Origin of the sequence: Risungbinella massiliensis (assembly GCF_000942395.1) — a bacterium.
In the GTDB taxonomy this organism is placed as follows: Bacteria; Bacillota; Bacilli; order Thermoactinomycetales; family Thermoactinomycetaceae; genus Risungbinella; species Risungbinella massiliensis.
On the sequence record NZ_LN812102.1, the window covers coordinates 813,238 to 831,032 of the forward strand.

The 17,795-nt window shown below is 41.1% G+C and carries 15 protein-coding genes and 2 pseudogenes; 6 read left to right on the forward strand and 11 right to left on the reverse strand.

Going from position 1 to position 17,795, the window contains the following annotated elements; all coding sequences use genetic code 11:
- Positions 1 to 27 precede the first annotated feature (27 nt).
- The gene (gene dat, locus VJ09_RS04560; RefSeq protein WP_230199090.1) at positions 28 to 879 is read left to right on the forward strand and encodes a D-amino-acid transaminase; all 852 of its coding nucleotides are present in this window, start codon (positions 28 to 30) and stop codon (positions 877 to 879) included.
- 128 nt (positions 880 to 1,007) lie between these two features.
- Here dat and VJ09_RS04565 read toward each other — a convergent pair whose 3' ends face one another.
- From VJ09_RS04565 to VJ09_RS04580, 5 genes and pseudogenes are all read right to left on the reverse strand, one after another.
- Positions 1,008 to 2,708 (reverse strand): phospho-sugar mutase, encoded by a 1,701-nt coding sequence (locus VJ09_RS04565; RefSeq protein ID WP_044640440.1) that lies wholly within the window; start codon positions 2,706 to 2,708, stop codon positions 1,008 to 1,010.
- Positions 2,709 to 2,737: 29 nt separating this feature from the next.
- Positions 2,738 to 3,139: pseudogene (locus tag VJ09_RS04570) on the reverse strand (GDP-mannose 4,6-dehydratase); the annotation flags it as partial.
- Between the two features lie 14 nt (positions 3,140 to 3,153).
- Positions 3,154 to 3,312, reverse strand: a pseudogene (locus tag VJ09_RS18785) (DNA-binding response regulator); the annotation flags it as partial.
- Positions 3,313 to 3,501: 189 nt separating this feature from the next.
- Positions 3,502 to 3,963: a PTS sugar transporter subunit IIA gene (locus VJ09_RS04575; protein ID WP_044640441.1), complete on the reverse strand. Its 462-nt coding sequence runs from the start codon at positions 3,961 to 3,963 to the stop codon at positions 3,502 to 3,504.
- A gap of 148 nt (positions 3,964 to 4,111) precedes the next feature.
- Entirely contained in the window at positions 4,112 to 5,398 is a 1,287-nt protein-coding gene (locus VJ09_RS04580) for an amino acid permease (RefSeq protein ID WP_044640442.1), read from the reverse strand.
- Positions 5,399 to 5,524: 126 nt separating this feature from the next.
- Between VJ09_RS04580 and VJ09_RS04585 the strand changes: the two genes are divergently transcribed.
- Positions 5,525 to 6,433, forward strand: coding sequence for a LysR family transcriptional regulator (locus VJ09_RS04585; RefSeq protein ID WP_044640443.1), 909 nt, complete (start codon positions 5,525 to 5,527; stop codon positions 6,431 to 6,433).
- 45 nt (positions 6,434 to 6,478) lie between these two features.
- On the opposite strand, the gene ptsG is transcribed toward VJ09_RS04585, so the two are convergent.
- The 3 genes from ptsG to VJ09_RS04600 form a co-directional block, all read right to left on the reverse strand.
- A complete protein-coding gene (gene ptsG / locus VJ09_RS04590; protein ID WP_044640444.1) occupies positions 6,479 to 8,437 on the reverse strand; it encodes a glucose-specific PTS transporter subunit IIBC in 1,959 nt (652 codons plus the stop codon).
- 181 nt (positions 8,438 to 8,618) lie between these two features.
- Complete coding sequence (locus VJ09_RS04595; protein ID WP_044640445.1) at positions 8,619 to 9,110, reverse strand: NUDIX hydrolase; 492 nt, start codon at positions 9,108 to 9,110, stop codon at positions 8,619 to 8,621.
- A gap of 107 nt (positions 9,111 to 9,217) precedes the next feature.
- Positions 9,218 to 10,009, reverse strand: a complete 792-nt coding sequence (locus VJ09_RS04600) for a DUF4328 domain-containing protein (protein WP_044640446.1) — start codon at positions 10,007 to 10,009, stop codon at positions 9,218 to 9,220.
- 470 nt (positions 10,010 to 10,479) lie between these two features.
- On the opposite strand from VJ09_RS04600, the gene VJ09_RS04605 reads away from it, so the two are divergent.
- From VJ09_RS04605 to VJ09_RS04620, 4 genes are all read left to right on the forward strand, one after another.
- Positions 10,480 to 10,902: a hypothetical protein gene (locus VJ09_RS04605; protein WP_044640447.1), complete on the forward strand. Its 423-nt coding sequence runs from the start codon at positions 10,480 to 10,482 to the stop codon at positions 10,900 to 10,902.
- Between the two features lie 134 nt (positions 10,903 to 11,036).
- Positions 11,037 to 11,597 carry a chromate transporter gene (locus VJ09_RS04610; RefSeq protein WP_044640448.1) on the forward strand — a complete coding sequence of 187 codons (561 nt, stop codon included), beginning with the start codon at positions 11,037 to 11,039 and terminating at the stop codon, positions 11,595 to 11,597.
- Positions 11,594 to 12,121: a chromate transporter gene (locus VJ09_RS04615; protein ID WP_044640449.1), complete on the forward strand. Its 528-nt coding sequence runs from the start codon at positions 11,594 to 11,596 to the stop codon at positions 12,119 to 12,121. The genes VJ09_RS04610 and VJ09_RS04615 overlap by 4 nt, the downstream gene beginning before the upstream one ends.
- A 358-nt stretch (positions 12,122 to 12,479) precedes the next feature.
- Entirely contained in the window at positions 12,480 to 13,466 is a 987-nt protein-coding gene (locus VJ09_RS04620) for a tetratricopeptide repeat protein (protein ID WP_044640450.1), read from the forward strand.
- 343 nt (positions 13,467 to 13,809) lie between these two features.
- Here VJ09_RS04620 and gcvPB read toward each other — a convergent pair whose 3' ends face one another.
- Genes gcvPB through gcvT form a run of 3 tightly spaced genes read right to left on the reverse strand, consistent with a single transcriptional unit; the run spans position 13,810 to position 17,738 of the window.
- Positions 13,810 to 15,288 carry an aminomethyl-transferring glycine dehydrogenase subunit GcvPB gene (gene gcvPB / locus VJ09_RS04625; RefSeq protein ID WP_044640451.1) on the reverse strand — a complete coding sequence of 493 codons (1,479 nt, stop codon included), beginning with the start codon at positions 15,286 to 15,288 and terminating at the stop codon, positions 13,810 to 13,812.
- Positions 15,285 to 16,631 (reverse strand): aminomethyl-transferring glycine dehydrogenase subunit GcvPA, encoded by a 1,347-nt coding sequence (gene gcvPA / locus VJ09_RS04630; RefSeq protein ID WP_044640452.1) that lies wholly within the window; start codon positions 16,629 to 16,631, stop codon positions 15,285 to 15,287. Before gcvPA ends, gcvPB begins: the two co-directional genes overlap by 4 nt.
- Before the next feature lie 15 nt (positions 16,632 to 16,646).
- Positions 16,647 to 17,738 carry a glycine cleavage system aminomethyltransferase GcvT gene (gene gcvT, locus VJ09_RS04635; RefSeq protein WP_147635432.1) on the reverse strand — a complete coding sequence of 364 codons (1,092 nt, stop codon included), beginning with the start codon at positions 17,736 to 17,738 and terminating at the stop codon, positions 16,647 to 16,649.
- Between the last annotated feature and the right edge of the window lie 57 nt (positions 17,739 to 17,795).

The following is a 17,795-nucleotide window of genomic DNA, read 5'->3' on the forward strand; positions in this document are numbered from 1 at the left end:
ATAGAAAAGTCAGAGGAGATGATCAATTTGTATTACCTACAAAACAATGAATTTGTAGAACGCCATCAGGTTCATGTAGACCTAGAAGATCGAGGATACCAATTTGGAGATGGTGTATATGAAGTAATTCGCGTATATGACCAGAAACCGTTTTATCTGGCTGAACATCTAACACGCCTTTTTCGAAGTGCATCGGAAATTCGTATAAACCTTTCCTTCTCTATAGAGGAGTTAACAAAACGATTACATACACTGATCAATAAAAACAATCTCATTCATGGTAATCTCTATTTACAAGTCAGTCGTGGAATCGCCCCTCGAAATCATGCCTTTCCAAAAGAAGCGAAACCCGTTTTTATCGCTTATACAATCCCTTCCGATCGTCCAATTGATACCCTAGAACAAGGAGTAAAAGCAATTACTACTCAGGATATTCGTTGGTTACGATGCGATATTAAAAGTCTCAATCTACTCGGGGCTGTCTTAGCCAAACAAGAGGCAGTCGATGCTGGATGTTCGGAAGCGATTCTAATTCGTGATCAAGTAGTTACAGAAGGAAGTTCCACCAATATCTTCTTTGTAAAAGAAGGAAAACTGATCACTCATCCTGCCAATCAGCTCATATTACATGGTATTACCCGGGAAATCGTCTTGGAGCAAGCAAAAAAACTCCAACTTCCTATTGTCTTCGAGGCCTTATCTCACTCCGAAATCGGACACGTAGACGAATGTTTTATGACCAGTACGACGATGGAAGTCTGTCCTATTATTCAGATAGATGAAAAACCAATTGGAGACGGTACTCCAGGTTCACTAACACGCCAACTCCAAGCCGCATATATAGAAGAAATTGCACGTTTGGCTCTAGTATCGAATTAGGAGACTTATCACAAAGGCAATGGTTCTCTTGATCGATATGAGAACCATTGCCTTTTTGCACGATCTACTTTGGAGTTTGACCACTTCTGGATAAAACTAAGTTGTGTGTATTGGTTACTATATTTCGCTTATGACCACCAACTCGCCGAAATAGATGCTAGCGTGTTGTTCTTTACGTTTTCTAGCTTTATTTGCGAATCTCGTAAACTGAGTCCTTTGACTCCAAAATAAAATTTAATCTTTGGTTCTGTCCCTGATGGACGAGCAGCAAACCAAGAACCATCCTCTAAAATAAATTTCAATACATTCGATTTTGGTAAGCCATCTATACCATGCATATAGTCTTTCTTATGAATAACGGACATGTCTCTAAGTTCCTCTAAAGATTTTTCTCGAAGCTGCTCCATTATGTGTTGAATTTTCAGTACTCCTTCTTTGCCTTTTAGCGTAATACAAACAAGCTCCTCTTTGAAATAACCTACTTTCTCAAACAAACGAAGTAACACTTGATACAAGGTTAACCCTTTCTTCTTGTAGTAAGCTCCCATTTCCGCAACCATCATACATGCTTGTACTGCATCTTTATCCCGACAAAAATCCCCAATTAAATAGCCATAACTCTCTTCATATCCAAATAGAAAGGCTTTCTCCTTCGTTTCTTCAAATGACTTTATCTTTTCACTGATATATTTAAAACCGGTGAGAGTGTTCATCGTTTCCACTCCGTATTGAGCAGCAACAGCCTCCCCCATCTCCGAAGTCACGATTGTCTTCATAACTGTTCCATTGGATGGTAAGTCATCTCTTTGTGCTCGTTGTGACAAGACATAATCCAGTAAAAGTGCTCCCAATTGATTACCCGTTAGATGCATATATATCCCTTCTTCATTGCGAACCATAACGCCGACCCGATCAGCATCTGGATCGGTTCCCATAATGATATCTGCCTCCCTTTTTTCCGCCTCTTTCATTGCTAGATAAAATACTTCGGGTACTTCAGGATTTGGAGATTGGACAGTAGAAAAATTGGGATCAGGATGTTCTTGTTTTGGTACGACATAGAGGTGTTGAAAACCGAGATTGGCAAGCACCCGTCGCACTGGTTGATTTCCAGTTCCATGAAGGGGAGTGTAAACCACTTTGTAATCCTTATTGTTCTCCTTCGGCTGCCAAGCAAACGTTCGCAATTGAGCTTGGTAAGCTTCATCCACTTGCTCTCCAATCCACTCAAACAAACCATTCTCCTGTGCCTGACTTAGATTGGCCACTTCCACTTCCAATTCATCTGGAACACGTTCGAATTCCTTTGTGATTTTATCAGCTATTTCCGTGGCAATTTGCGCCCCATCCGACCCATATACTTTAAGGCCATTATATTCGGAAGGATTATGACTCGCTGTGATCACAATACCAGCAGTTGCTTTAAGGTAACGTACAGCAAAGGACAATTCGGGAGTCGGACGAATCCCCTCAAATACATAAGCTTTAATCCCATTTTGCGCCAAAACAAGCCCAGCCTCTCGAGCAAAATCCGCAGACTTATGCCGACAATCATAAGCAATGACAACTCCTTTTTGTTTGGTCTCCTCTCCTTGCATGGTTATATATTGTGACAACCCCTGAACAGCTTTTCGTACTGTATATTGATTTATCCGATTGATTCCTGCTCCAATCAGTCCACGTAAACCCGCAGTACCAAATTCAAGAGACTTATAAAAACGGTCTTCTATCTCTTGATCCTGACCCTCTATTTGTTCCAGTTGCAACTTAAGCTCGGTATCTAACTGATCATATTGAAGCCAACGTTCGTATTCATTTATATAATCCATATGAACCCTCCTAACTTAGAATATTTCTACTACTTTATATAATCTTCCCCTACTATTGCTTTGTATCTTTTTATTGTTAAGCTAGGATGATCTGTTTTATCAAAACCATTTGGATGAACTTGATGCCATTCCCAGGCACTTCGGATTATCGTTTGTAAGTCACTAAACTTTGGTTTCCATCCCAATTGCTCTTGAAGTCTTTGACTGTCCGCTACGAGAACTGCTGGATCCCCCGCTCTTCGTGGATCTATTTTTCTAGGTATTTTGCGTTCTGTGATTTGTTCCGATATATCAATGATATCTTTTACAGAATGACCTTGACCGGTTCCTACATTAAATACATGTTGGGCAGTATGTTCTTCATAGAGTGCATAAAGAGCCAAGATATGGGCTTGTGCCAAATCCAAGACATGGATGTAGTCTCGAATACAAGTTCCATCCGTTGTTGGAAAAGCTCATATTCAGTTGGAGACAAATTGATAATTTGGTTTTGATACTGAATTTCTTTTCGACGATCATTAATTTGAAATGGTCCAATCACCACTTCCCCAAATAGATTAGGAAATTGATTTCGAATTCTGGCATAGATTCTAGCGATCAGTTTTCTCCTTTTGTGATGCGACTATGAACGGAAGGAGTCGGAGCAGATCAGAAGTGGGAAAACCGGCGGCGCGCCTACGCTTAACTTGGATTAATGCAACAAGCTATAAAACTACCAAGCCAGAGTGTATATACTCTGGCTTGGTAGTTTTATTCATTCAATTACGAAACCTTAATCCACCTAACAATTTTATTATTCTGGAATCAGCGCAATAGGCTCATGCTTTCCTTTTTCGACGATCTCCAATTGAATCTCTACCCGCACATTGGATGCATTTGGAAATACAATCGGAGTAATGATCGATGTCGCTTTGGAACGAATCACATCTACATCAAACTCAAGCAAAAGGTCACCCGCCTTTACTTGATCGCCTTCACTTACTTTTAAATCGAACCCTTCTCCTTTTAGACTGACCGTGTCCATCCCGACATGGATCAAAACTTCTAGTCCTGTTTTAGCTCGGAGTCCAATTGCATGTTTTGTTGGAAACGCATTGACTACTTCTGCATCAAATGGCGCTACTACCGCCCCTTCACGTGGTTCAATAGCAAAGCCATTCCCCATCATCTTTTGTGCAAATACTGGATCTGGTACATCTGATAAATCTAACACTTTCCCAGAGAGTGGTGCCAATATGGTCAACTTTTCATACATGAGAGCTTCCTCCTTGGTGTAATCATTATTTCCATTACCTTGTCATATCAACGTAAGAGATAAATAGGTTACAAAAACTAGTTTCCCACTTCTTACATAGGATACACCAAGATCTATCAAGGTTTTAATATATTTAGTAGCTCTTTTATTAAGAAACCATCTGATCTATATTAGTTTCTTGACCTTGCTTAAGCTTATATTTTCTGGTAAAAAGAAACATCATAGCGGCAATTATCAAAGGATATAGTACAGACCAGCCGATAAATGGAACCACTGCCAAAGTAGCTACTAGAGAAATCCAACTCATTGCTTTCCCCCATTTACTATCTCGTAACAACCGAACTCCAGCGGCACAACCAATGAGATAAATCACAATGAAAGAAGCATTGGGCAATTGGATAGCCTTTTCAAGTGTAGTCCACTCCATCCCAATCGTTAGTAACACCAAAATAAAACAAAATGCTAAGAATATGAGTCCGCCAACTGGAGTTTGGTGTTGTGAAAGTCGAGAAAAAAAGCGCGGAGCGTTGCCATCTCTGCCAAGAGCATAAGCTAGACGAGAAGCCGCTCCAAGATACGCAATTGCCGTAGCGGTACAGATCAAGAAGCTAACCACCCCAGCAAATAATCCACCAATTGGTCCTAAAATCTGTTGAATTACCGAAAGCAAGGAGACACTAGCACGTCCCGATCCAACATTTCCTGTTCCCACCGTAGCAAAGGCAGTGAAAAAATATAACAAACCGACGATTCCTGCTGCGATGATCACCCCCAAGATCGAATCTCTCTTTGGATTCACAAACTCTTCTGATAGGTGAGAAACTGCTTCCCAGCCAATAAAGCACCAGAAAAGAATCGTCATCGCTTGCCCAACTGCCATCCATCCATGCGGTACAAAAGGAGTAAAGTTAGTAGCTTCTATATTAGGAACAGATCCAAAAATAGTCGCCAGCAATACAAGAATAATCGCTCCTATTACAAATAGCTGAATAGTTCCTCCTACTTGAAATCCACGATAATTGACTAAAATCCCCAATGCGATCATAAAAGTAGCCAAGAACATCTTCATTCCTGTCCCAAATCCCATCGCAGCAGCTAAATAGTCTGCACCTACTAATGCATTAATCGGTCCACCAATGACCACTGACATAAGAAAGAGCCATCCTATATAAACTCCCCATCTTTCACCAAAAGCCTTTTTGACGAAATGCGAGACGCCTCCTGCATTTGGGTACTTAGAAGCCAACATTCCCATTACGAGTCCCATAGGTAAAACTAAGATCAACATAAAACCCCATGCAATTAACGAAGCAGGCCCTGCCATCTGTGCTGCAAGTCCTGGTACTAATAAAATCCCCGAACCCATTACTGCTCCTATATAAAGTGCGACAACTTGTGGTAAGCGAATCGTTCTAGTTAGCTCTCCCGTTTTCATATCTTAAATTCCCCTCTTCTTCATCCGAAATAATTCTTGAATTCACTGTACAACAGAATATATTTATCAGTAAAATAGATAGATACGCTAATTAATATCGATTAAAACGATAAGAGAGGAAAACAGATGGAAATTCGCCAACTGATCACGTTCCAAACGATAGTAGAACTAGGTAGTATCACCAAGGCTTCGGAACATCTCGGTTATGCACAATCGAGTGTGACAGCCCAGATTCAATCACTAGAAGACGAGCTAAATACCCCACTGTTCCATCGAACAGGAAAACGACTTCGTCTGTCCGAAGCAGGCGAAAGGTTATTACCCTACGCTAAAAAACTATTACAGCTACACGAAGAAGCGAAGTATCAAGTTCCGTTTCCAGAAACACCCAGTGGCACGCTGATGATTGGCTCTCCCGAGTCACTTGCCGCATTTCGGCTTCCTCCCATCATTCAAGAATTTCGTCAGCTTTACCCTCAAGTTGAAATCGTATTACGAGCGGGGTCTTGTGGAGAGATCAAGGAACAAGCCAAAAAAGGAGAGCTGGATGTAGGGTTTTTACTAGGAGCAGTGGATGATGATCAAGATAACTTGATTGTAGATGAATTGATACAAGAAAAAATTGTATTAGTGGCAGCTACCAATCACCGACTCGCAGAAAAACAGATTGTGACGGTACAAGATTTACAAAACGAGAGTTTCTTACAGACAGAAGCAGGTTGTAGCTATCGCAATTTATTGGAACAGCACTTACGAAAAAATGGGGTTCATTCGAGCACCGGATTAGAGTTTTATAGTATTGAAGCAATTAAAAATTGTACCGCTGCTGGCTTGGGAATTGCTTATCTTCCCTATATCGCTGTAGAAAGAGATTGGAAAGAAGGAAAACTTGCCATTTTACCTTGGGAAGAAGCATCATGCCAAGTGATGACTAAAATGGTGATTCATCCAAAACGTTGGCAATCTCCTGCTCTCAAAGAGTGGCTCCGCCTAGTAAAATACCATGCAAAAAAATGGTCACCAATTGCTAGTTAAAAAAGCTACTGATCATCTGATCAGTAGCTTTTTTGTTCAATGCTATTATTTCATGATTTCAATTGGCTGAGCTGTACCTTTTTGTACTTGCTCCTGCTTGATAACGATTTCTGTTCCTTCTGGAAGGTTCGGGAAGACGATTGGAGTGATAATCGAAGCCGCTTGGCTACGGATCGTTTCAAGATCAAAGACTAGCATCTCTTGACCCTTCATCACTTGATCTCCCTCTTTTACCTTAATATCGAAACCTTCTCCTTTTAGTTTGACAGTATCGATCCCTACATGAACAAGAATCTCCATGCCAGAGTCAGTTCGTATTCCAATTGCATGCTTAGTCGGGAATGCGTTGACGATTTCTCCATCTACTGGAGAGACAACAACCCCTTCTGTTGGTTCAATCGCAAATCCATTCCCCATCATTTTTTGTGCAAAAACTGGATCTGGAACTTCGCTAATAGGTAGCATTTTCCCAGTCAGTGGTGCTACGATCTCATCGCTTTTTGCTGCCAATGACGCTGATTGCGTTGCTTTTTCCTCCGCTTTTTCCAAATTAATCGCCTTTGGCTTTTCACCAGCAATAACTGCTTTCATTTGGTCTTTCAAACCATCGGATTTCGGTCCAAAAATCGCTTGGAAATTTTTCCCTACTTCCAGAACACCTGATGCACCCAATTCTTTTAGACGTTTTTTATCTACTTGCTTCGGATCTGCTACCTGAATTCGAAGACGCGTAATACACGCATCCAAATGAGTCAAGTTGTCTTTACCACCAAATGCCTCTACTATGTGAGTAGCTAGTTCTCCAGATTCACTAGGAACTTGTTCAGCCTGATCTCCTTCTTCTTCATCTTCACGACCAGGAGTTTTGAGATTAAACTTGGTGATCGCGAATCGGAATCCAAAGTAGTAGATTACTGCAAATACAAGACCTACAGGGATAATTAAAAGAGGCTTAGTATTTTGCGAGTAGAACAGAATATAGTCAATTACCCCACCAGAGAAGGTGAGACCAGCTTTTACCCCTAACATCTCCAAGATCATAAAAGACAATCCTGCGAACACACAGTGTATTGCATATAGAACTGGAGCTACAAATAGGAACGTAAACTCGAGTGGCTCGGTAATCCCAGTCAAGAAAGAAGTAAGTGCTGCGGAAAGCATAATCCCACCGACCACTTTTTTCTTCTCAGGGCGAGCAACATGGTACATAGCAAGTGCTGCGGCTGGTAGACCAAACATCATGAATGGGAATTTACCAGACAAGAAGATCCCTGCAGTTGGATCTCCAGCAAAGAAGCGAGTCTGATCTCCTTTGAAGATCTCCCCAGCTTGGTTCACATAGGTACCAAATTCATACCAGAATGGAGAGTAGAAGATATGATGGAGACCAAACGGGATAAGTGAACGTTCGATCACACCAAAGATAAAGGCAGATAGTGCTGTATTTTGTTGTGTAACGATATTAGAGAATGCATCAATTCCGCTTTGAATCGGAGGCCAAACAAATGCGAAAATCAATCCTAAGATAAAAGCGGTAACTGCCGTTACAATCGGTACCAAACGCTTTCCAGCAAAGAAACCTAGAAACTGAGGTAATTCTACTTTATGAAACCTTCGGTAGATGAGGGCCGCAATTACCCCGATGATAATGCCACCAAAGACCCCCATTGAAATGGTCGGAATCCCTAAAACTTCTTCTGTTTTTAGACCTCTCATTTCGGCAACTTGGCCCAACGTAACATTCAGGATCAAAAATCCGACAACAGCCGCTAGACCAGCTGTTCCTTCCCCTCCAGCTAACCCAATCGCTACCCCAATAGCGAAAATGAGGGGCAAGTTACTAAAAATGATCTGTCCTGCTTGTTCCATAATAACAAGGGACTCAAAATTCCCTTTGAGTGCGTTTCCAATTCCGAGCAAAAGACCAGCTGCTGGCAAAATAGCAACAGGCAACATAAGAGAACGCCCGATTTGTTGCAGCACACCAAAAATGCGTTGGAACATGGAGAAAACCTCCTTATGTAATAAAATGTTTTCATTTGTTATTGATAGCGTTTTCTATTTTACATGAAATCACAGAAAAGAAAAGATGGCAATTGCGACCAATTCCATTTTTTTTATTAAACACATCTTCTCCTCCTTTGAAAACACTGTTATTTTTTACATAAAGAGTGCTTTTATTCTTTTACTCTATCGTTTCTTCTACTACTACTTCATGTTCGGTTTCGACAGGCAAACGAACAAGTCGCTCTTTTAAAAAAGAGGGATAGATCGTAAGATCATGTAATTCTTCTAAGGAAAACCATCGAAATTCCAAATGCTCTGCTCCTGGATTCCCACCAAAAGGTTCCTTTCTATACACTTTGGCGGCTTCAAAATCAGGCGCAAAAAAGCATTGGTAAATAAAATTTATCTCATGAAAATCTCGCTTACGATACGGAAAAAAGTTTTCCGTGACCCACAGAAGCTTTCCTGTCTTTACTTTCCACCCTAACTCCTCTTCCCACTCTCGAATAATGGTTTGATCTGTTGCTTCTCCCCACTCCGCTCTTCCTCCTGGTAATGCCCAGAATGACTCTTTCACGTTACGATGCAGTAAGATGTGATGATCATGTATCAATAAACCAGCAATACGAACTTGAAAATGTTTGGTTTGGTCGATCTGAAAATGAATCATTACAAACTCGTCTCCTTTCTTTTTTCTATCTTCCCATATTAGTAGACAAGATAAAAACCACCTAAGCAACAGCTTACGTGGTTTCGCATATCATTCATATCCTACTCCTACCAAGTAAATCGAGAAGTATCATCCAAATCATCTTTTTTCTCCGCAGGTTTTGCAGGTTGTGGTTGTGTATTATTTAGTGGAGGCGGAGGCGGGCTTGATGTATTTGGCTGTGAAAACGTTTCTTTTGTAACAGCAGGTGTTGATGTTTCAGGCGAATAAGGTTGATACGGTACATATGGCACTTCTGGAGATGAATTTGGAGTAGAAGGTTGGGACTCCAAATTTACGTTAGACATAGCTGGTGAACGATCTTGTGATTGTTCAGCACCAATCTTAGAGATGATCCGATAAGTCAAAATAATCATCACAAGATCACACAAATCACCCATAAGATCCAACCAACCGTTATTTATGTATCCCCCACGTGTAAAGACAATTAGTCCTTTTCCAAACTTATCGCTTACAATCCATAAGAAAATGGCAGTCCACCAAAAAAACCACCAGCTTTTGATAAGGAAAGGAGCACGGTACTTGTGATCGCTTTTTGGCTCGCGTTTGACCAGAATGGCATACATTTCTTTCATTGCTATATATGGGGTGAAAAACTGAAGAATCGGTACAAAATGACTTACTATGACTCTGCTTGGACTATACTTTGTCTCCTTTTGCTTTACTGCGATGGTGTTCGAATAAGAACGAGACATCCACATAACAAAAAAGATCGTAGTAATAACCCACAAAATTCCGGCTGGTATATACAAAGCATGATACCAACTATACGCATCTACCCGTTCACTGAGTGTTAAAAATGCCGAATCTCCACTATAGAAATAAGCAATCTCACGCAAAGAAGCAGCAATGAGACAAATGCTAACAATCCCATAGAGAATAAGCGATATTTTTAACCACCGTGTATGGGAATTAGGGCGAAACGAGGGTGGAATATAATTGGTATTTTTATTTTTACTGATCTTTTAAACCTCCCTTCAATAAAGAGAAATAATCTTAATCATATGTATAAAGTTAATAAAAATCAAGAGTTTACGCAACTATCAAAATACAGAAAATAGATTACTCTTCTCTTTCAATCTGATATGATAAAATGGTGCAAATGACCTGAGTAAAACAAATTTAGGTAAGTAACTTTTTGACTACATATAGTTTGTTGCATTCCAATAGGCGCGCCTCTGGCTTTGGGCTAATTATGCAACATGCTCTACATATATAAAATACAACAAGGTCTCTTGTGAATATACTCGATCCTTGTTTTTAATAGATTTATTAAAATGAGATAAACAATTAGCAGGAGTGGTAAAAAATGTATCAGGAACCGGCTGAGATATACGAGATTCAGTGGACCGTTTATGTCGCTGCCAAATCAAGAGAACGAGCAATGTTAACCTTACAAAGTTTAGAAGAAGTTATGCAAGTTCCAATTCAAGTTCATAAAATATCTCAATACTGGCGTGATAGCTCTTTATATGAAATCCTATTCTCAACTCCGTATTTTGAATCAGATCGTGCCAATGCAGTCTATCAATCTCTCATCATTGCAAACACCCTAGCTTGGGAATGGCAAGTACGTAGTCCCGGAGAATGGGATGGACAGTTTGATTTTGGAGCAATTACTACCAAAACCAAAATAACTGGTATTACATGGGCCTCTTTTGATCTCATACATATAAGTCCAGAATGGTTACAACAAAATCAGTTACTCCTAGAAGGTAGTTATTATGAATAAGTGTATGGGCATTTAGCCTATACGCTTATTTTTGGACAAAATCGTTTTGAACTGGTTGCAAGAGAATAATCCGATTTGGAAACAATTAGTCAGGGAACATTTCGTACCAAATTACGCAGTAGGTGAGTAATGAAATGACATTATTAGGACAACTCTTTCTCGCTTTTTTTCGATCTGGGATGTTGGGCTATGGCGGAGGTCCTGCCGTCATTCCCCTTATCCATCAAGAAATAGTCAACCGATACCAATGGATGAATAATAAAGAGTTTAGTGATGTTATCGCAATTGGCAATTCTCTTCCAGGACCTATCGCAACCAAACTAGCCGGGTATATCGGGTACCGAATCGCTGGGGTCCTAGGCTGTATTACTTGCCTTATTGCTATTGTAATGCCTACGGTTATATTAATGATTGCTCTTTTAAACATGCTAGCTTACTTTCAAAACAACCCTAACTTCCAGGGACTTACCAAGGCAATTAATCCAGTCATAGCTATGATGCTAGCAGCACTTGCCTTCTCATTCTTACAGAAGTCTTGGGGGCGTACAAATAGAGGAACCATGATAATACTAACTCTTACCAGTCTAGTCCTCATCTCCTTTGTCGGGATTCATCCAGCTATCGTGATTGGGATGCTGATCGTAATCGCAATTTTTCCCCAATCTCGTCATTTGCTACGGGAGGAGATAAAATGATTTATTGGTATCTTTTTCTTGCTTTCTTCTTCCCGAATATTCTCGGATATGGGGGTGGTCCTGCCGTCATTCCTTTGATTGAATATGAGGTAGTACGCCACTATGCATGGCTCACTCCTGAGCAGTTCCGTGATATTTTGGCAATAGGTAATACGCTCCCCGGACCAATTGCAACTAAAATGGCTGGTTATATTGGCTATCAACAAGCAGGTATCCTCGGAGCAATCATTGCACTCTTTGCCACTGTTGGCCCTACTCTACTCTTGATGATTACACTATTAGCTCTCCTCTTCCGTTATCAAAAATCCCCTATCATCGAGCGGATCACTGTCTTAATCCGTCCAGTTGTTGGGGTGCTACTCGCCGTCATGGCATTTGATTTTTGGAGAGACTCTTATACTGAGATTGGATTCATTCAAACATTTTTCCTATCACTACTTAGCCTGTTATTGATGGAAAAAATGAAGATCCATGCCGCATGGGTAATCGCAGGAGCACTTGTTTACGGGTATTTTATTTTATGACAAAAAAGTGATATCGGACTTCTATAACTACTTTGTATATTTATAGCTTGTTACTTTAATTAAAGTTAAAGATATGCGCTCCGCCGGTTTTCCTGCTTCTGATCTGCCCGTCTCCCTATCGCTCTTAGTCGCATCTCCAAAGGGGAAAACCTCTGACTTTGGGTTCATTATGCAACATGCTCTACTTTTTCTAAAGATGATCATAAACGCACATTTATATGGGATATAAACTTTCTCAGGAGACCCAAGACGACAGCTAAGTTACAATAGGAAATGGAACAGGGTTAGATAACCCTTCTTGTCTAGCTAATAGACTCTCCAGAATATTAATCTTCATTGAGTTTAATGGGAGGAACTAATGGAGAACTATGCAAAAGTCGAACTGCTGAAAGCTTCAGAAGCGATTAATCTACAACGATATGATTTGGCCATACAATGTATCCAAAATGTTTTACGTGACTTTCCAGAAGAGGAGCATGCATTTTATTTAATGGCTCGTGCCCATGCTGGAAATGAAGCGTACGATTCTGCTTTTCAAGCAATTCAAGAAGCGATTCGGATTGATCCATTAGAGGCTGATTATCATTACTATCTTGGATTTTTATACTACAAAACCAAGAAATTCAAACAAGCGATCAAAGTTTTACAGCACGTTCTTTCAATTGATCCAGATCATCTTGGTACTCATTTATTATTTGGACATATTTTCCTGTCCAAAAGAAAGAAAAAGAAAGCCTTAATACATATTCAAAGAGCAATGGAGTTAGATCCTACAAATCCTGATTGTCATAGTTTAATGGCATTCGGACTAGGACAAGTGGGTAAGATCAGACAAGGGAAAGAAACGTTACAAACCGTTCTGAACCTAGAACCAGATAATGTGGATTCACAGCATGCATACGGAATTTTTCTATTGTACTACATGCATAAACCAAAAGAAGCTCTCGTTCACTTACAAGAGGCTATTAGATTGGACCCGAATGACCCAGAAGTACTAGAAGACTATCTCGAAGCGATCAAGGCAAAAAATTGGTTTTATTATCTCTTTTGGAGAGTAGCTTTATGGAATGGACGGCTTGGCAAATGGAGATTTCTCCTTATTCCGTTCTTAGCAGTGATCGTCGGAATCTGCAGTTTGTTATGGTATGCTTTTCCCATGATCGGAATGTATATAGACCAGTTTTTAGGTATATATGCAGTAACGTATATAGGGGAATTTTTAGGATTATTATTTGCCGCTATCGGTTTTGTAACAGCAGTAGGTGGGTATTTACTGGTGATTATTAATCTTCTGTCTTGGATTGTCCATCCACTTTTTCATTTATTAGCAAAAAAAGATTCATAAAATGATTGTGATATAAGAGATACGAGGACCCGTTTGAGGTCCTTTTTTCAAATTCAATATAAGTTAGTTATTCATTGAACATACTGTTCTGTTAATATCGTTTAACTCGATCCGTCTTCTTTTCGAAAATCAATTTACTCGTATTCACCAGTAATTTTGATTTTCCATTCTGTAAGAAAGGTAATATTCGCTTAGCAAACCATCCTCCCTCGTCTGACACTCGCTATCATCCCCATAGCGCTGAAGCTAGGGGTTTTCCCACTCGCAAAGATATAACGTTAAAAACGGTAAATCTCTAAAAATTAGACATTTACCGTTTTTTATCATAGGTTTTCTTATTTAATTAGCCTTTTACTAATTCCTTCTCTTCCTTCTTCCAACGAAGAATTGGCTTTCTAGCTGCCGTTACTTCATCCAAACGTTTGACCACTGTGCTATGTGGTGCTTCTTGGACGATCTCTGGATTCTCTTCTGCCTCTTTGGCGATTTGAATCATGGTATCCACGAACGCATCTAGCGTTTCCTTGCTCTCTGTCTCTGTTGGCTCGATCATCAGGCACTCTTCGACAATGAGTGGGAAGTAGATCGTTGGTGGATGGTATCCAAAGTCCAACAGACGTTTTGCGATATCTAGGGTACGAACACCTTGTTTTTTCTGCAGTTTGCCAGAGAGAACAAATTCATGCTTACAAGCCTGTTTAAATGGAAGATCAAAGTATGGCTCTAAGCGACGCATCATATAGTTGGCGTTGAGGACAGCGTTCTCGGATACTTGGCGTAGGCCATCTGGTCCCATCGTGCGGATATAGGTATAAGCACGTACAAGGATGCCAAAGTTCCCATAGTATCCTTTGATTCGACCAATGGACTCTGGACGATCATAATCGAGCGCATAGCCTTCTTCTGTTTTTACCACCATTGGACGAGGTAGGTATGGGATTAGTTCTTTTTTCACACCAACTGGACCTGCCCCAGGACCACCGCCTCCATGTGGTGTCGTAAAGGTTTTGTGTAAGTTCAAGTGAACTACATCAAATCCCATATCACCTGGACGTGCGATTCCTAGGATTGCATTGGCATTGGCTCCATCATAGTAGAGCAAGCCGCCTGCTTCATGGACAAGATCCGCGATCACATGGATCTCTTCTTCAAATAATCCAAGTGTATTTGGGTTAGTTAGCATGAGAGCAGCAGTGTCTTCTCCCAACACTTGTTTGAGCGCTTCAACATCGACTAGTCCTTTTTCATTGGATGGAATGGTGATCGTTTCAAATCCAGCTACTGTCGCACTAGCAGGATTGGTGCCATGCGCGGAATCTGGTACGATCACTTTATTTCGTTGAATATCTCCACGAGTCTCATGATACTTACGGATCATCATCAATCCAGTCCACTCACCATGGGCACCCGCTGCCGATTGGAGGGTAACAGCATCCATTCCTGTGATCTCAGCTAGATCTTCTTGTAACTCATAGAGCAATTGAAGCGCACCTTGGACTGTCTCTTCTGCTTGGTATGGATGAATCTTTGCAAATCCTGCATACCGAGCGACATCCTCGTTAATTTTCGGATTATATTTCATCGTACAAGAACCGAGTGGATAAAAACCGTTATCTACCCCGTGGTTGCGTCGTGAAAGTTCTGTGTAGTGCCTCATCAGATCAAGCTCCGCTACTTCTGGAAGCTCAGCTGGTTGTTCACGGAAAAGTTCTGCCGGGAGAAGCTGATCGTCGGCTGGTACATCTAATTCTGGCAAGCTATAGGAGATACGTCCTGGTTGGCTCAGTTCAAAAATGAGTGCTTTTTCTTGGTTGTGATTCATGCTAATCCCTCCAGACACGCTGCAAGTTGATCGATCTCTTCTTTGGTGCGGATTTCCGTTACAGCTATCAACATCTGACCCACTCGTTCAGGATAATCTCGGCTTAAATCATATCCACCCAAGATTCCTTCTTGATAGAGGTATTTATTCACTTCTGCCACAGGTTTGTCTAATTGGATCACAAACTCATTGAAAAACGGCTGATCTCCGACGATCTTGACTCCTTTTACTTGAGCCAGACGTCTTTTGGCATAGTGAGCTTTTTGGATATTTTGTTTTGCCACCTCTTGGATCCCCTCTTTGCCAAGAGCGGACAAATGTACGGAAGCAGCTAGGGCATTTAGTGCTTGGTTGGAACAGATATTCGATGTCGCTTTATCCCGACGAATATGTTGTTCCCGTGCTTGTAAGGTGAGAACGAATCCACGGAGTCCATTCTCATCTACTGTCTGACCGACAATCCGTCCTGGAATTTTCCGCATAAGAGCTTTTGTTGTCGCAAAATAACCACAGTGAGGTCCACCAAACGAAGCATTGATCCCAAATGGTTGTGCATCTCCAATAACGATATCTGCCTTGTACTCACCTGGTGGTTTCAACAAACCACAAGCAAGTGGATTGGCACTTACTACGAATAGCCCTTTTCCTTTATGAGCAATTGGCTCCACTTTATCTAACGGTTCGATGTTCCCAAAAAAGTTAGGAGATTGGACAATCACGGCTGCGGTATCCAAGTCTGCTACTTCATCCAATTTTGCTAGATCGGTCACGCCATCTGTAACTGGCACTTCGACCACTTCATAGCCAAGCCCATGAGCGTTCGTACGCAAAATCTCTCTCGCTTCAGGGTGAACTGCTTTAGAGACAACTACTTTTTTCTTTCGAGTATGACCAACTGCTAGGTTCGCTGCTTCAGCTAGAGCTGTTGGACCATCATACATGGAAGAGTTGGCTACTTCCATTCCGGTCAGCTCACAGATCATCGTTTGGAATTCAAAGATCGCTTGCAATTCTCCTTGGCTAATCTCTGGTTGGTAAGGAGTATAGGCAGTATAGAACTCTGAGCGAGAGATAACATGGTTGACAACACTTGGGATATAGTGCTCGTAGACACCAGCTCCTAAGAAGGAGACATATTCATCAAAAGAGGCATTTTGTTTGGACAATTTTTGCATATGACGCACCAGTTTTGGCTCAGCAAGTGCTTCTGGAATTTGGTATCTCCCTTGAAAACGTACCTCTTTTGGGATTTCGGAGAAAAGTTCCTCTACAGAATCTACTCCAATCGTTTGTAGCATCTCTTGGCGGTCTTGCTCGGTAGTTGGTAAATAGCGAAATTTCATCTTCTCTCACCTCTCCTAGGAGCGCTTGTAAAATGGTGTTGCGACTACTTTTGCTTTTACTCGTTTATTACGAATTTCCACTTCTACTTCTTGGCCTAACTCACTATAAGCTCGGTCGATTAAGACTAGACCGACATTTTTCTTTAATGTAGGAGACTGGGTTCCGGTCGTTACTTCCCCTGCTTTTTCATCCCCTACATAAACTGGATAGTGGGTACGTGGAATACCTCTGTCGATCATCTCAATCCCTACCAACTTACGAGGTGCACCATCTGCTTTTTGTGGCAATACCACATCAGATCCAATAAATTCTCCCTTGGTAGCATTTACCGCAAAACCTACACCTGCCTCAATCGGGGTGATCTCAGGAGACAACTCTTGACCATACAGAGGTAAGCGTGCCTCAAAACGAAGAGTATCTCGTGCTCCTAGTCCGCATGGTAATAATCCTTCTTCCTTGCCAGCTTCTAGAATCGTTTCCCATGCTTTGCCAGCATGTATTGGTGCAAAGTACAATTCAAAACCATCTTCACCTGTATATCCAGAACGAGATACGAGCATCGGAATCCCTGCTACGTCTACGTTTTGACGAAACTGGAAAAAGCGAATCTCCGCTAGATCAGTCGTAGTCAATTTTTGCAAAATTTGTTGAGCTAGTGGTCCTTGGAGTGCGAGTTGTACATAGTCTTCTGAGACATCCTCGATCTCCACATCATCTGATTGATGTTCTCTTAACCACGCAACATCTTTCTCTGTGTTCGATGCATTTAGGACAAGCAGATACTCTTCTTCACCAGTACGATATACAAGTAGATCATCTACCACCCCTCCATTTGGGTAGCAGAGAATAGTATATTGAGCCCGATCAATAGCTAGTTTGCTTACATCATTGGTGAGCACTTTTTGCAAAAATGCCAGAGCCCCTGGTCCTTTGACGATCGCTTCCCCCATATGGGAGACGTCAAACAGACCTGCTTTGGTACGTACCGCAACGTGTTCTTCTTTAATGCTTGAAAATTGGACGGGTAACTCCCACCCCCCGAATGGAATTAATTTTCCTTGTTCTCGGTAGATATCAAAAAATGGAGTTTGCTTGAGTTGTGTCAAGCTTGTCACCTCCCAGAAAATTGGGTATAACATGACTTCCTCACTCTGTCCTTGATA